The 14,206-nt window shown below is 58.9% G+C and carries 14 protein-coding genes; 7 read left to right on the top strand and 7 right to left on the bottom strand.

Annotated features, from left to right (window positions below; genetic code table 11):
- The first annotated feature begins 95 nt into the window (after positions 1–95).
- On the top strand, positions 96–1,394 hold the full coding sequence (locus U6037_RS07240; RefSeq protein WP_322846275.1) for a mechanosensitive ion channel family protein: 1,299 nt from the start codon (positions 96–98) through the stop codon (positions 1,392–1,394).
- A gap of 91 nt (positions 1,395–1,485) precedes the next feature.
- Here U6037_RS07240 and U6037_RS07235 read toward each other — a convergent pair whose 3' ends face one another.
- From U6037_RS07235 to U6037_RS07225, 3 genes are all read right to left on the bottom strand, one after another.
- Positions 1,486–2,343: a carboxylate/amino acid/amine transporter gene (locus U6037_RS07235; RefSeq protein ID WP_322846274.1), complete on the bottom strand. Its 858-nt coding sequence runs from the start codon at positions 2,341–2,343 to the stop codon at positions 1,486–1,488.
- Between the two features lie 265 nt (positions 2,344–2,608).
- Positions 2,609–3,208, bottom strand: coding sequence for an FMN-dependent NADH-azoreductase (locus U6037_RS07230; RefSeq protein ID WP_322846273.1), 600 nt, complete (start codon positions 3,206–3,208; stop codon positions 2,609–2,611).
- A gap of 231 nt (positions 3,209–3,439) precedes the next feature.
- Positions 3,440–3,754: a 3-phosphoglycerate kinase gene (locus tag U6037_RS07225; RefSeq protein WP_322846272.1), complete on the bottom strand. Its 315-nt coding sequence runs from the start codon at positions 3,752–3,754 to the stop codon at positions 3,440–3,442.
- Between the two features lie 49 nt (positions 3,755–3,803).
- Here U6037_RS07225 and U6037_RS07220 point away from each other — a divergent pair, with 49 nt between their 5' ends.
- The 5 genes from U6037_RS07220 (at position 3,804) to aqpZ (ending at position 9,018) form a co-directional block, all read left to right on the top strand.
- Complete coding sequence (locus tag U6037_RS07220; protein WP_007914443.1) at positions 3,804–4,727, top strand: LysR family transcriptional regulator; 924 nt, start codon at positions 3,804–3,806, stop codon at positions 4,725–4,727.
- Between the two features lie 14 nt (positions 4,728–4,741).
- Positions 4,742–5,545, top strand: coding sequence for an alpha/beta hydrolase (locus U6037_RS07215; protein WP_322846271.1), 804 nt, complete (start codon positions 4,742–4,744; stop codon positions 5,543–5,545).
- A gap of 3 nt (positions 5,546–5,548) precedes the next feature.
- On the top strand, positions 5,549–6,106 hold the full coding sequence (locus U6037_RS07210; protein WP_322846270.1) for a peptidylprolyl isomerase: 558 nt from the start codon (positions 5,549–5,551) through the stop codon (positions 6,104–6,106).
- Between the two features lie 88 nt (positions 6,107–6,194).
- Complete coding sequence (locus U6037_RS07205) at positions 6,195–8,027, top strand: ABC transporter ATP-binding protein (protein ID WP_322846269.1); 1,833 nt, start codon at positions 6,195–6,197, stop codon at positions 8,025–8,027.
- 295 nt (positions 8,028–8,322) lie between these two features.
- Positions 8,323–9,018 carry an aquaporin Z gene (gene aqpZ / locus U6037_RS07200; RefSeq protein ID WP_322846268.1) on the top strand — a complete coding sequence of 232 codons (696 nt, stop codon included), beginning with the start codon at positions 8,323–8,325 and terminating at the stop codon, positions 9,016–9,018.
- Between the two features lie 125 nt (positions 9,019–9,143).
- On the opposite strand, the gene U6037_RS07195 is transcribed toward aqpZ, so the two are convergent.
- Positions 9,144–10,268 carry a GNAT family N-acetyltransferase gene (locus U6037_RS07195; protein ID WP_322846267.1) on the bottom strand — a complete coding sequence of 375 codons (1,125 nt, stop codon included), beginning with the start codon at positions 10,266–10,268 and terminating at the stop codon, positions 9,144–9,146.
- Between the two features lie 280 nt (positions 10,269–10,548).
- On the opposite strand from U6037_RS07195, the gene U6037_RS07190 reads away from it, so the two are divergent.
- Positions 10,549–11,871, top strand: a complete 1,323-nt coding sequence (locus U6037_RS07190) for a putative porin (protein WP_322846266.1) — start codon at positions 10,549–10,551, stop codon at positions 11,869–11,871.
- A 159-nt stretch (positions 11,872–12,030) separates the two neighbouring features.
- Here U6037_RS07190 and U6037_RS07185 read toward each other — a convergent pair whose 3' ends face one another.
- The 3 genes from U6037_RS07185 to U6037_RS07175 all read right to left on the bottom strand — a co-directional run bounded on the left by U6037_RS07185 (position 12,031) and on the right by U6037_RS07175 (position 14,133).
- On the bottom strand, positions 12,031–12,270 hold the full coding sequence (locus tag U6037_RS07185; RefSeq protein WP_322846265.1) for a zf-HC2 domain-containing protein: 240 nt from the start codon (positions 12,268–12,270) through the stop codon (positions 12,031–12,033).
- Entirely contained in the window at positions 12,264–12,875 is a 612-nt protein-coding gene (locus U6037_RS07180; RefSeq protein ID WP_322846264.1) for an RNA polymerase sigma factor, read from the bottom strand. Before U6037_RS07180 ends, U6037_RS07185 begins: the two co-directional genes overlap by 7 nt.
- 136 nt (positions 12,876–13,011) lie before the next feature.
- Positions 13,012–14,133 carry a beta-ketoacyl-ACP synthase III gene (locus tag U6037_RS07175; protein ID WP_242204474.1) on the bottom strand — a complete coding sequence of 374 codons (1,122 nt, stop codon included), beginning with the start codon at positions 14,131–14,133 and terminating at the stop codon, positions 13,012–13,014.
- Between the last annotated feature and the right edge of the window lie 73 nt (positions 14,134–14,206).

Here is a 14,206-nt window from a genome sequence, read left to right as displayed (position 1 = left end):
GGCTTTTTTGTTGCTCGATTTGTCTCCAACGGTAATACACGGCGGCTTAAATGCTCTAATCACCCATCGCGTCTCACAGAAGAATCGTTGCTCATATGGATTTCAAACAGCTCTGGCTCAACGCCCAGGACCTCTGGGGCACCCTCGAACAGCATCCGCTTTTGCAGGCGGGCCTTGCCCTGACGCTGCTGCTGGTGATCGCGCTGGTGCTCGGACGAGTGGCGCGTTACCTGATCCTGCATGCCAGCCGCATGCTCGGGCGCCAACCGGCGCTGCACTGGATCAATGACTTTCGTCACAACAAGGTGTTCCAGCGTCTGGCGCAGATGACGCCATCGCTGGTGATCCAGTTCGGCCTGCATCTGGTGCCGGAACTGAGCAAAACCGCGATGACCTTCCTCGGCAATGTGGCGTTGTCGTTCACCATTCTTTTCCTGCTGCTCTCGGTCAGCGCTCTGCTCAATGCCCTGCTCGACATCTACGCCCGAACCGAGCACGCCCGCACACGCTCGATCAAAGGCTACGTACAACTGGCGAAAATGGTTTTGTACGTGTTCGGTGCGATTATCATCGTCGCCACATTGATCGACCGCTCGCCGCTGTTGCTGCTGTCCGGTCTGGGTGCGATGTCGGCGGTGATTCTGTTGGTCTACAAGGACACGCTGCTGTCGTTCGTTGCCAGCGTGCAGTTGACCAGCAACGACATGTTGCGCGTGGGCGACTGGATCGAGATGCCGCAAGTCGGCGCCGACGGCGATGTGGTCGACATCACCCTGCACACGGTCAAGGTGCAGAACTTCGATAAGACCATCGTTTCCATCCCGACCTGGCGGCTGATGTCCGAGTCGTTCAAGAACTGGCGCGGCATGCAGCAATCGGGCGGGCGACGGATCAAGCGCAGCCTGTTCATCGACGCCAGCGGCGTGCGTTTCATCCGTGACGACGAAGAAGAAAAGCTCTCGCAGGTGCACCTGCTCACCGACTACATGAGCCGCAAAAAAGCCGAACTCAAAGCGTGGAACGAGGCACAGGGCAATGTCGCGGCGATGTCGGCCAACCGTCGGCGCATGACCAATATCGGCACTTTCCGCGCCTATGCACTGGCGTATCTGAAGAGCCATCCGGAGATTCAGCCGAACATGACCTGCATGGTCCGCCAGATGCAGACTACCGCGCAGGGCATTCCGCTGGAGATCTACTGCTTTACCCGCACCACGGCGTGGGCCGATTACGAGCGGATTCAGGGGGATATTTTCGATTATCTGCTGGCGGTGCTGCCGGAGTTTGGTTTGAGTCTGTATCAGCAGCCGAGTGGTGGGGATTTGCGCTCTGGCCTGCTGCCGGCGGTGCTCGGCGCGGCCAGCATCCCCGAGCCGCAGAAACACCTGATGTAGCCAAAAACTCTCGTGTAGGAGCTGCCGCAGGCTGCGATCTTTAGACTTTAAAGATCAAAAGATCGCAGCCTTCGGCAGCTCCTACACCGGATCATGCAGTGCGGCGGATGCCCAGTCGACTGATCCATACGGCAGCAAGGATGACGCTGCCACCCAGGAACAACCGCCCCAATTCCTCATGCTGATTCCAGATCAGCAGATTCAGCAGCAATCCCACCGGCACGTGCAGGTTGTTCATCACCGCCAGCGTGCCACCGTTGACCATGCACGCACCCTTGTTCCACCAGTACATGCCCAGCGCGGTAGAGACCAGCCCGAGGAACAGCAATACGCCCCACTGCAACGGTGCTTCCGGCAGGAAGTTGGCTTTGCCGAACATCAGGAATGCAGGCAGCACCACCGCCAGCGCGCCGAGATAGAAGAAGCCGAAACGCCGGTAATGCGGCAGGTCGCTCGGGTGTTTCGCCACCAGATGCTTGTACATCACCTGACCTGCGGCGTAGGTGAAGTTGGCCAGTTGCAGCAGCAGGAAGCCCATGAAGAAATCCGGATTGATGCTGTCGAAACGAATCACTGCCGCGCCGCCCACCGCCACCAGCGCGGCGATCAGAGCCCACGGATTGAAGCGCCGATTCAGCGCGTCTTCGATCAACGTCACGTGCAACGGCGTGAGGATGGTGAACAGCAACACCTCTGGCACCGTCAGCACGCGAAAGCTCAGGTACAGGCAGACGTAGGTCACACCGAACTGCAACGCGCCGATCAGTAGCATGCCGCGCATGAACGCCGGTTCCACCGAGCGCCAGCGGGTCAACGGAATGAACACCAACCCGGCCAGCACCACACGCACCAGCACCGCGAAGTAACTGTCGACATGACCGGCCAGGTATTCGCCGATCAGACTGAAGGAAAACGCCTGGATCAGCGTGACAAAAAGTAGATAGCCCATGCTCGCCTCGAAATCGAATGGCGGCGACGATAGCGGTTTTTCCACCCTGCAACCAACAAAAATCCCCCTGTAGGAGCTGCCGCAGGCTGCTCCTACAGGGGATCGGTGAATCCCAGGCAAAAAAAAGCCCGATCTCGCTAATGCGTTCAATCGGGCTACAGCACTCAGGAGCAACAAGTGCAAAGGGAGGTTCGATGCGCGTAGAGCCTTGAAGGGGTTGCGCCAGGTCACTTAAACAATCGGCGATTATCTGGCGATTAACATATCAAGCAACCTGGGACAGCTTGGCGTTGGCCTGATTCAGGCCCTTCTCCTGGAAGTCGCCACCGAGGTTCATGCCCTCGGCGTGAATGAACGTCACGTCGTTGATGCCGATGAAGCCCATGACCTGACGCAGGTACGGTTCCTGATGGTCCGCCGGGCCGCCGGCGTAGATACCGCCGCGAGCGGTGAGCACGTAGGCACGTTTGCCGCTGAGCAGGCCTTGCGGACCGGTTTCGGTGTACTTGAAGGTCACGCCGGCACGCAGCACGTGATCGAGCCAGGCCTTGAGGGTGCTCGGGATCGCAAAGTTGTACATCGGCGCCGCCATCACCAGTACGTCGGCGGCGAGCAACTCATCGGTCAATTCGTTGGAACGGTCCAGCGACGATTGCTCGTTGGCGTTGCGCTGCTCGGCAGGCTTCATCCAGCCGCCCAGCAGATTGATGTCCAGGTGTGGCACCGGGTTCACGGCAAGGTCACGCACGGTGATCTGATCGGACGGGTGCGCCGCTTTCCACTGACTGATGAATGTCTGGGTCAGTTGACGGGATACCGAGTCTTGCTGGCGGGCGCTGCTTTCGATGATCAGAACGCGGGACATGGTGTGTAGCCTCCATCCGAGAATGTTGTAGGTCGATGGAGTGAAGGTTAAACAGAGTTGAATCGATGAAAAAGCGCAAATAATTGCTGCAAAGTATCGAAAAATTCGTTTAGATGCTGACACATACCCTTGTAGGAGTGAGCCTGCTCGCGATAGCGGTGTGTCAGTTAACACCGATGTATATGACACACCGCTATCGCGAGCAGGCTCACTCCTACAGGTGATCGACCGTTATTTCGGGGTGCAGGTCAGTTCGATGCGCAACTTGATGATCTCGCGGGTGAACTTGGCCGTGGCGTTCTTATGTTTGCCGGCTGGTACATCGATGCTGCGGATGCGCGGCGCTTCAGGGCCATTGCTGAATTTCGCTTTGCACGTCGCATCGACATCACCGTAGTTGGCCACCCGAATGGAGCCGATGTCGTTATCGGTGTCGAAGGTCTCGTAATCGATCTTCATGCCGTTGAGATCTTTCTCCACATCAATCGGATAAGCAAAAGCCGTCAGCGGCAGCAACGCCAGCAGCACACAACAGATTTTTTTCATTCGGCAGTCTCCATGAGGGACGGCCAGCTTAGGACAAGAGGAGCTATTGATGAAAGCGCCCCGCGTGACCCTTGATCAATGGCGAACATTGCAGGCCGTGGTCGACCACGGCGGGTTCGCCCAGGCCGCCGAGGCCCTGCACCGTTCGCAATCGTCGGTGAGTTACACCGTCGCCCGCATGCAGGACCAGCTCGGCGTGCCGTTGCTGCGCATCGACGGGCGCAAAGCCGTGCTCACCGAAGCCGGTGGCGTGTTGCTGCGCCGTTCGCGGCAACTGGTGAAACAGGCCAGTCAACTGGAAGACCTCGCCCATCACATGGAGCAAGGCTGGGAAGCTGAAGTCCGTTTGGTGGTCGACGCTGCTTACCCGAGTGCGCGCATCGTCCGCGCGTTGACCGCGTTCATGCCGCAAAGTCGCGGCTGCCGCGTGCGTCTGCGTGAGGAAGTGTTGTCGGGTGTTGAAGAGGTGCTGCTCGAAGGCGTGGCCGATCTGGCGATCACTGGCCTGAGCATTCCGGGTTACCTGGGTGCGGAATTGAGCGACGTCGAATTCGTCGCCGTCGCCCACCCGGATCACCCGCTGCATCGGCTCAATCGCGAGCTGAGCTTTCAGGATCTGGAAACCCAGATGCAGGTGGTGATCCGCGACTCCGGTCGTCAGCAACCACGGGACGTTGGCTGGCTCGGCGCCGAGCAGCGCTGGACCGTCGGCAGCCTCGCCACGGCGGCGACGTTCGTCAGCAGCGGCCTCGGTTTTGCCTGGCTACCACGACATATGATCGAACGAGAACTGAAAGATGGCTCGCTCAAGCTGCTACCGTTGGACAGGGGCGGCAACCGCAACTCGAGCTTCTATCTGTATTCGAACAAGGACAAACCCCTGGGCCCGGCCACGCAAATCCTCATCGAACTGCTGCGCACCTTCGACACTTTGCCGCTGGACGCACCGTTCGCCGCCCCTGAACAAGCCTGATACGGAGTTCACCGATGGCGTATTTCGAGCACGAAGGTTGCAACCTGCACTACGAGGAATATGGCCACGGCACGCCGTTGCTGCTGGTTCACGGGCTCGGCTCGAGCACGCTCGACTGGGAAATGCAGATCCCGGCACTGGCCGCGCACTACCGGGTGATCGTCCCGGATATTCGCGGTCACGGGCGCTCGGACAAACCGCGCGAGCGCTACAGCATCGCCGGTTTCAGCGCCGACCTGCTTGCCCTGATAGAGCATCTGAACCTTGGCCCGGTACATTATGTCGGGCTGTCGATGGGCGGCATGATCGGTTTCCAGTTTGGCGTCGATCAGCCGCAATTGCTTAAAAGCCTGACCATCGTCAACAGCGCACCCGAGGTGAAAATACGCAGCCGCGACGATTATTGGCAGTGGTTCAAACGCTGGAGCCTGATGCGTGTGCTCAGCCTCGCGACCATTGGCAAAGCCCTTGGCAGCAAACTTTTTCCCAAGCCGGAACAAGCCGATCTGCGGCAGAAAATGGCCGAACGCTGGGCAAAAAACGACAAACGTGCTTATCTCGCCAGCTTCGATGCAATTGTTGGCTGGGGCGTTCAGGAACGACTTTCCCGAGTGTCCTGTCCAACGCTCGTCATCAGCGCCGACCGTGACTACACGCCGGTCGCGCTGAAAGAAACCTATGTAAAACTGCTGCCGAATGCGCGGCTGGTGGTGATTGCCGATTCACGCCACGCCACCCCGCTCGATCAACCCGAACGCTTCAATCAAACGCTGCTGGAGTTTCTCGCCGCAGTCGATATTCAATCTCAGGATCACTGACCCATGCTGAAAAAAATCGCCCTCGCCGCTGGTACTGTGCTGTTTGCCGCCAACCTGATGGCTGCCACGCCGGCCAAAGCACCGCACGTGCTGCTGGACACCACCAACGGTCAGATCGAAATCGAACTGGACCCGGTCAAGGCGCCGATCAGTACCAAGAACTTTCTGGATTACGTCAACAGCGGCTTCTACAACAACACGATTTTCCACCGTGTGATCCCGGGCTTTATGGTCCAGGGCGGCGGGTTCACTCAACAAATGCAGCAAAAAGAAACCAAGGCTCCAATCAAGAACGAACACAAAAACGGTCTGGCGAACGTTCGTGGCACCTTGTCGATGGCTCGCACTTCCGTACCTGATTCGGCGACCAGCCAGTTCTTCATCAACGTCAAGGACAACGACTTCCTCGACCAGGGCGATGGCTACGCAGTATTCGGCAAAGTGGTCAAAGGCATGGACGTCGTCGACATCATCGTCAACTCGCCAACCACCACCAAACAAGGCATGCAAAACGTGCCTTCCGACCCTGTGTTCATCAAGTCGGCTAAAGTCATCGACTAAGCTGTACAGGGCGTATCGAGCGGCGTGAATTCAACCTCACGCCGCTCACACCGATAAAAGGAGAGCCCGTACTCCGGGCGGTTATCTGATGCTCTATCGCCGTTTCGAACAACTGATCGACATATTCCGCGACGCCCCGACGGCGTCTCCGCCGGACCGCGTTCTCCCCTTCTATACCTATTACCTCAAGCAGGTCTGGCCAAGTTTTGCCGCCCTGCTCGTCGTCGGCCTGTTTGCCGCGCTGATCGAAGTGGCGCTGTTCAGTTATCTGAGCCGCATCATCGACCTGGCCCAAGGCACGCCCAACCCGAATTTCTTCAGCGATCACGCCCTCGAACTGACGTGGATGCTGGTAGTTGCCCTGGTACTGCGACCGATCTTCTTCGGCCTGCACGACCTGCTGGTGCACCAGACGTTAAGCCCCGGCATGACCAGCATGATTCGCTGGCAGAACCACAGCTACGTGCTCAAGCAGAGCCTGAATTTCTTCCAGAACGACTTCGCCGGGCGCATCGCCCAACGCATCATGCAGACCGGCAACTCGCTGCGTGACTCGGCGGTGCAGGCTGTGGATGCGCTATGGCACGTGGTGATCTATGCGATCAGCTCGCTGGTGTTGTTCGCCGAGGCCGACTGGCGCCTGATGATTCCGCTGCTGACGTGGATCGTCGCCTACATCGGCGCGCTGTATTACTTCGTGCCCCGGGTGAAAGACCGCTCGGTGGAAGCTTCTGACGCGCGCTCGAAACTGATGGGCCGCATCGTCGACGGTTACACCAACATCGCCACGCTGAAGCTGTTCGCCCACACCAATTTCGAACAGCATTACGCCAAGGAAGCCATCGAAGAACAGACCGTCAAAGCGCAAATGGCCGGCCGGGTCGTCACCAGCATGGACGTAGTGATCACCGCCATGAACGGCTTGTTGATCGTCGGCACCACAGCTCTGGCGCTTTGGTTGTGGACGCAGTCGATGATTACCGTCGGCGCAATTGCCTTGGCCACTGGACTGGTGATTCGCATCGTCAACATGTCCGGCTGGATCATGTGGGTGGTCACTGGCATTTTCGAAAACATCGGCATGGTTCAGGACGGTCTGCGCACCATCTCGCAACCGGTCAGCGTCACCGATCACGAGCAGGCCAAACCGCTGGAGGTGGCCCGTGGCGAAGTGCGTTTCGAGCACGTGGATTTTCACTACGGCAAGAAGCGCGGGATCATCGGCGACCTCAACCTGAACATCAAACCGGGCGAAAAAATCGGCTTGATCGGGCCGTCCGGTGCCGGTAAATCGACGCTGGTCAACCTGCTGCTGCGCCTGTACGACGTCGAGGGCGGACGGATTATGATCGACGGCCAGAACATCGCCGAAGTCGGCCAGGAAAGCCTGCGTGCGCGCATCGGCATGATCACCCAGGACACCTCGCTGCTGCACCGTTCGATCCGCGACAACTTGCTGTACGGCAAACCGGATGCGACCGACGCCGAGTTGTGGGATGCGGTGCACAAGGCGCGCGCCGATGAGTTTATTCCGCAGCTGTCGGACGCTGAGGGCCGCACAGGCTTTGATGCGCATGTCGGTGAGCGTGGGGTGAAACTGTCCGGCGGCCAGCGCCAGCGCATCGCCATTGCACGCGTGCTGCTCAAGGACGCGCCGATCCTGATCATGGACGAAGCGACCTCGGCACTGGATTCGGAAGTCGAAGCGGCGATTCAGGAAAGCCTGGAAACCCTGATGCAGGGCAAAACCGTGATCGCGATTGCGCACCGACTCTCGACCATTGCGCGGATGGATCGGCTGGTGGTGCTGGAGAACGGCAAGATTGCCGAGAGCGGCACCCATGCTGAATTGCTCGCTCACCGTGGGTTGTATGCACGGTTGTGGGCGCATCAGACCGGGGGGTTTGTCGGCATAGATTGATGCACTGGATTTCCCTGTGGGAGCAAGCTTGCTCGCGAAAGCGTCGTGTCAGTCGACACTTGCGTTGCTGATCCACCGCTTTCGCGAGCAAGCTCGCTCCCACAATGGACATGCGACAGCTCACAAAGCCGCCACAGCCCGCCAACCACGGGCGCTGGCGGTTTTTTTGTGGCCGCTGGAAATCCGTTGAAAGCCTGCTGTACTCAGCCAAGGTTCCGGAACGGAGCCTGTCGTAAGTCTGCAAGGACGCACAACTCGATGCAGTCTCGATAGCGACGCTATCAAGGACGCTCTCATGTCTCTGTTCAAACGTTCAGTCACTGAGTTGTTGGGTACGTTCTGGTTGGTATTGGGTGGTTGCGGCAGCGCGGTGATCGCCGCGTCTTCACCGCTGGGAATCGGGGTGCTGGGGGTGGCCCTGGCGTTTGGTCTGACGGTGCTGACCATGGCCTTCGCCATCGGTCACATCAGCGGATGTCACCTCAACCCGGCCGTCTCGGTCGGTCTGTTCGTCGGCGGTCGGTTTCCGGCCAAAGAGTTGCCCGCTTACATCATTGCCCAAGTGCTCGGCGCAATTCTCGCGGCGGCGCTGATCGCCCACATCGCCAGTGGCAAGGAGGGTTTCGATATCGCCTCAGGCCTCGCTTCCAACGGTTATGGAGAACACTCGCCGGGCAAGTACTCGATGGCGGCAGGGTTTGTCACCGAGCTCGTGATGACCGCGATATTTGTGATCATCATCCTCGGCGCCACCGATAAACGCGCACCACCCGGGCTGGCACCGATAGCCATCGGCCTGGGTCTGACCCTGATTCACTTGATCTCGATTCCGGTCACCAACACCTCGGTAAATCCAGCCCGCAGCACGGGGCCGGCGCTGATGGTCGGCGGCTGGGCGATTGCGCAGTTGTGGATGTTCTGGGTCGCGCCGTTGATTGGTGCGGTGGTCGGTGGCGGGATTTATCGATGGCTGGGCAAGGAAGAAACCTGAGGGGTGCCTGAGATCCCTTTGTAGGAGCTGCCGAAGGCTCGGGCCGCGATCGGACGATCTTTTGATCTTGATGTTCAAAAAACAAAATCAAAAGATCGCAGCCTTCGGCAGCTCCTACAGGGGATCTAGGTTTGGCGGTAGGGCAACGCGGTTTTCGCTTCCTCGGCGTAGGCAAGGATGCCGTCCCGTTCCTGTTGCAGGAAATCTTTCACCGCTGCTTTCAGACCGGGATGCCGCAGGTAATGCCATGAATGGGTGATCACCGGTTCGAAACCGCGGATCAACTTGTGTTCGCCCTGCGCCCCGGCATCGAAACGCTGAAAACCCTGGGCAATCGCATAATCCATCCCCTGATAAAAACAGGTCTCGAAGTGCAGCCGATCAAACTCCGCCAGACATCCCCAGTAACGCCCATAGAAACTGTCGCCGCCGACCAGGCTGAACGCCATCGCCACCGGCCGTGAGCCCTGTCTGGCCAGTACCACACGGATCGCTTCGGGCATGCGTTCGGCCAACAGACTGAAAAACTCCCGCGTCAGATACGGGGTCTGACGGCGCACCGCGTAGGTATTGGCGTAACAGGCGTAGACGAAATCCCACTGCAACTCGTCCAGTTCGCGCCCCTCCAGCCACTCAAATTCAAAGCCCTGCCCCGCCACCTGCTCGCGCTCCTTGCGCATCTGCTTGCGCTTGCGCGAACTGAGCACATCGAGGAAGTCCTGGAAGTCGCGGTAACCGCGATTCTGCCAGTGATACTGACAACCAATGCGTTGCAGCCAGCCTGGCTGTTCGGCCATCGCAGCGTCGGTGAAAGCGTCGGTGAAATTGATGTGCGCACTGGAAAGCCCTTCGATCTCCAGATAGCCGGGCAGGCTCTTGAGCAGTTCGAAACCGTCCTCGACATTGGCCGCCAGCAGGCGCGGGCCGCTGACCGGACTGAACGGCACGGCGGTCAACAGCTTGGGGTAGTAATCGATGCCGGCGCGGGCACAAGCGTCGGCCCAGCCGTGATCGAACACGTACTCGCCGTAGGAATGCCACTTGCGGTAACTGGGTAACGCGGCGATCAGACGATCGTCCTCGATGTGCAGCAAATGCTCAGGTTGCCAGCCGGTGTGGGGGCCAACGCTACCGCTGTCTTCCAGCGAACCGAGAAAAGCGTGGCGCAGAAATGGCTGGCTTTCAGGCACCAGTGCATCCCAGCTTGCCGAGGCGATTTGCGACAGGTTTTGCAGGCGTTGCAACGGCATCAACAAGCTCTCCACAACAGGACTTCAGCGCCCGGCGAGTATCGCCGATTGCGCGGCATTGCACACCCGCAATCGGCCGACAGCGCTCTAGATCAATAGTTCAGGGCGAATCGATATCGTCATCAAGCTGCCATCATCGTGCCACTGCTCTGTCATAAACGATCGCGATACTGGCGCCTGTTTTTAGAGCGCCGGGTTCTACCCGGACACTGTTTTCCGACCGTATGCGTCGGTTGTGCCCGGGATGGTTCAGCCATCCCTCTCATCTTCGGAGATTGCTATGCGTCTTGCTTCCACGAAAACTGCGGCGGCCCTGTGTGGCGGCCTGTTGCTGGCCATGAGTGTTCCGGCCAGTGCCGCAGTCGACGCCAAACTGCTCGACATGCTCAAGGCTAACGGTTCCATTTCCCAGGCGCAGTACATCGAACTGCAAACTGAACTGGCCAAGGATCAGAAGGCTCAGCAAATCGCGCAGCAGGCGCAGCAAGAGACCAACGAACAAGTCGCGGCTGTCGCGAAGAAGAGCACCGAACAAAGCGCTTTCGACCAGAAACTGGCCTGGGCCGCGAAGACCCAGTTCAAGGGCGACGTACGTATTCGTCAGGAAACCATCAAGATCGACGGCGAGCCGAACAACGGCGGCCGCGACAAGGATCGTCAGCGTATCCGTGCCCGTCTGGGTGCCTACACCGAGATCAACCCGCAGGTCGACACTGGCATTCGTATCGCCACCGGCGGCGGCGACGATGCCCGTTCCACCAACCAGGACCAGGACAACTACTTCGACAAGAAGCAGATCTGGCTTGACCTCGGCTACATCGACTACCACCCCGATCAAATCAAGAATCTGCACATCATCGGCGGCAAGATGCTGCAGCCGTGGGTCAGCATGGGCGACGTGATCTGGGACAGCGACATCAACCCGGAAGGTCTGGCCGTCACCTACAAATACCCGTTGGGCGGCAGCGCCGAACTGTTCGGCAGCCTGGGTAACTACAACCTCAAAGACAACGTCGACGGCGATGGCGTGCAATTCCGTCACGACTTGCGTCTGACCGCTGGCCAGTTGGGTAGCCGCTTCAACATCACCGACAACCTGAAAGTAACCGTGGGCGGCAGCGTCTACGCCTACCAGAATGACGAAGACAGCCGTTGCACCGGTACTTCCACGCCGTGCGCACTGGCGGTCAACGGCAACTCGGCCAACAACGAATTCCGTCTGTATGAAGGGTTCAGCCAGGTCGACATCGGCGGTCTGCCGATGCCACTGTCGTTCTACGGTCAGTACGTGAAGAACAACGATGCCGTGACCGATCAGGACACCGCATGGCTGTTGGGTGCCAAGTCGAAAGTCTTCGGCCTGAACCTCGATTACAACTATCGTGACGTGCAGCGCAACGCCGTGGTCGGCGCCTTCACCGACTCCGACTTCGCCAACGGCACCACCGATTCCCGTGGCCACAAGTTCAAGGTCGGTTACGACATCGACAAGAACTTCGCCATTGGCGCTACGTACTTCCTGACCAAGGCCGATTTCGCCAGCCGTACTCAGCGTGATGCTGACGCCAACACCCTGCAGCTGGACGCGGAAGCCAAGTTCTAAAACGCTTCACCCTATAGCCCGGTGCGGGCGGGACGATCCCCATCATCCGTTCGTTTCACCCGCACTGTGCTATTTCCTGTGTGGGAGCTGCCGAAGGCTGCGATCTTTTGATCTTGTTTTCAAAGATCAAGATCAAAAGATCGCAGCCTTCGGCAGCTCCTACAGGGGACTGTCTTTGCGTCGTTGCTCGGCCAGGCGTTCAGCCAACGCATCCACCCCCTCCTCCGGTTTCTCCGGCATCGCCTTCAAGGTCGCTTGCATCAAACGCATCTGACGAATGAAACGCCGACAGTTCGGGCAGAACATCAGGTGATGACGCACCATCAGCTTTTCGCGAAAGCTCAATTGGCCATCGAGATAATCGCTGGAGCGCGCCACTTGTTCCTTGCAGGTCAGCATTCCCCGGTCTCCTCAAAATGCTCCACGGTCGCGAAGACTTTCAGCCGCGCACGATGCAGCAGCACACGGACATTGGAGAGCGAGATCTCCAGAAGATTACAGATCTCTTCCAGCTCCAGCCCCTGGCGCTCACGCAACAGCAAAACGCTGCTTTGCAATTCCGACAGATTCAACAAGGTGTGCTCCAGACAGTCGCGCAATTCGCTCTCGGTCAGCAGCGCTTCCGGTGTGTCCTGGTGCCAGGCGAACGGGGCGACCAGCCAATGGCCGTCACCGGGAGAAAAGCGATCGTCGTCGATCGTGCCGTGGGGCGATGGCAAATCATCCATCAACACTTCCCGGCGATTTTGTTTATAACGACTTTTGGCTGAGTTGGCCGTGATGGTCAACAGCCAGGTCTTGAGACTGGAGCGACCTTCGAAACCGGCGATGTGGCGAACCACCGACAGCCAGGCGTCCTGCACCACTTCTTCGACATGACGCTGGCCGACAATGGCATACGCCACGGCGCGCATGGCGCTCTGATACGTCGTCACCAGTTCCTTGAAAGCCTGTTGCTCACCTGCCAGCAGGCGCGCAAGCAGTTGGGTGTCGTCAGCCGCCATCCAAAAATCTCCTTGTGCCGATTCCGAAAATGATAGCGGCAGGTTTTCACCTGCCGCCATTTCCGAAAAATTACAGCGTTTGAGCCGATTCGGATGTAGGAAAGGTCGGCGCGATTAAGGGGAAATTAAACCCTTATCAACGCTTGCGCAGAATCACGCTGCCGATCGAATAACCCGCGCCGAACGAACTCAGCACCGCCAGCGAACCGCTCGCCAGATCATCCTGATACTTGTGGAAAGCAATCACCGAACCCGCCGAGCTGGTGTTGGCGTAGGTGTCGAGAATCACCGGGGCTTCTTCTTCGGTGGCTTCGCGACCCAGCAGCTTGCGCACGATCAGGTGATTCATGCTCAGGTTGGCCTGGTGCAGCCAGAAGCGTTTCACATCGCCGACGTTGAGCTGGTTCTCTTGCAGATGCTCGCCGATCAGTTCGGCAACCATCGGGCAGACATCCTTAAACACCTTGCGGCCTTCCTGCACGAACAGCTTGTCGCGGGCACCGATGCCCTCTTCCGCTGCGCGGTTGAGGAAGCCGAAGTTGTTGCGGATGTTGTTGGAGAACTTGGTCAGCAGCTTGGTGCTGACCACGTCGAACTGGTGCTTGGACGTCGCGGTGTCAGCACGTTCGATGATCACCGCAGTGGCGGCGTCGCCGAAGATGAAGTGGCTGTCGCGGTCACGGAAGTTCAGGTGACCGGTGCAGACTTCCGGGTTGACCATCAGGATCGCCCGGGCCTGGCCCAGTTGCACGCTGTTGGCGGCGGCCTGAATGCCGAAGGTTGCCGAAGAGCAGGCCACGTTCATGTCGAAACCGAAGCCCTGAATGCCCAGCGCTTCCTGGACTTCGATGGCGATGGCCGGGTAAGCACGTTGCAGGTTGGAGCAGGCAACGATCACGCCGTCGATATCAGCGGCGGTTTTACCGGCGCGCTGCAAGGCTTGTTCGGCAGCGCCGATGGCCATCTGGCACAGCACCGACCATTCGTCGTTGGAGCGCTCCGGCAGGCGCGGGGCCATGCGTTGTGGATCAAGGATGCCGTCCTTGTCCATGACAAAGCGGCTCTTGATGCCCGAGGCTTTTTCGATGAACGCGGCGCTGGATTCGGTCAGTGCCTGGACTTCGCCGCTGGCAATGGCCTCGGCGTTGTCGGCGTTGAACTGGGCGACGTAGGTATTGAAAGACTGCACCAGCTCTTCGTTGGAGATGCTGTTGGCCGGGGTGTACAGGCCGGTGCCGCTGATGACGACGTTATGCATGGTCGTTTCTCTAATCTGTTCAGGCAGAAAGTGCTGGAACCGTCGTACCAACACACAAAGGGTCTATTCCCAT

The organism is Pseudomonas sp. B33.4, assembly GCF_034555375.1.
Classification (GTDB): domain Bacteria; phylum Pseudomonadota; class Gammaproteobacteria; order Pseudomonadales; family Pseudomonadaceae; genus Aquipseudomonas.
Note: the sequence above shows the minus strand (reverse complement) of the source record. Positions and strands in the feature narration are given on the sequence as shown.

Excerpts from the sequence above, each read along its gene's own strand:
- U6037_RS07240 (WP_322846275.1), top strand. The coding sequence starts at position 96 with ATGGATTTCAAACAGCTCTGGCTCAACGCCCAGGACCTCTGGGGCACC.
- U6037_RS07235 (WP_322846274.1), bottom strand. The coding sequence starts at position 2,343 with ATGGGCTATCTACTTTTTGTCACGCTGATCCAGGCGTTTTCCTTCAGT.
- U6037_RS07230 (WP_322846273.1), bottom strand. The coding sequence starts at position 3,208 with ATGTCCCGCGTTCTGATCATCGAAAGCAGCGCCCGCCAGCAAGACTCG.
- U6037_RS07225 (WP_322846272.1), bottom strand. The coding sequence starts at position 3,754 with ATGAAAAAAATCTGTTGTGTGCTGCTGGCGTTGCTGCCGCTGACGGCT.
- U6037_RS07220 (WP_007914443.1), top strand. The coding sequence starts at position 3,804 with ATGAAAGCGCCCCGCGTGACCCTTGATCAATGGCGAACATTGCAGGCC.
- U6037_RS07215 (WP_322846271.1), top strand. The coding sequence starts at position 4,742 with ATGGCGTATTTCGAGCACGAAGGTTGCAACCTGCACTACGAGGAATAT.
- U6037_RS07210 (WP_322846270.1), top strand. The coding sequence starts at position 5,549 with ATGCTGAAAAAAATCGCCCTCGCCGCTGGTACTGTGCTGTTTGCCGCC.
- U6037_RS07205 (WP_322846269.1), top strand. The coding sequence starts at position 6,195 with ATGCTCTATCGCCGTTTCGAACAACTGATCGACATATTCCGCGACGCC.
- aqpZ (WP_322846268.1), top strand. The coding sequence starts at position 8,323 with ATGTCTCTGTTCAAACGTTCAGTCACTGAGTTGTTGGGTACGTTCTGG.
- U6037_RS07195 (WP_322846267.1), bottom strand. The coding sequence starts at position 10,268 with ATGCCGTTGCAACGCCTGCAAAACCTGTCGCAAATCGCCTCGGCAAGC.
- U6037_RS07190 (WP_322846266.1), top strand. The coding sequence starts at position 10,549 with ATGCGTCTTGCTTCCACGAAAACTGCGGCGGCCCTGTGTGGCGGCCTG.
- U6037_RS07185 (WP_322846265.1), bottom strand. The coding sequence starts at position 12,270 with ATGCTGACCTGCAAGGAACAAGTGGCGCGCTCCAGCGATTATCTCGAT.
- U6037_RS07180 (WP_322846264.1), bottom strand. The coding sequence starts at position 12,875 with ATGGCGGCTGACGACACCCAACTGCTTGCGCGCCTGCTGGCAGGTGAG.
- U6037_RS07175 (WP_242204474.1), bottom strand. The coding sequence starts at position 14,133 with ATGCATAACGTCGTCATCAGCGGCACCGGCCTGTACACCCCGGCCAAC.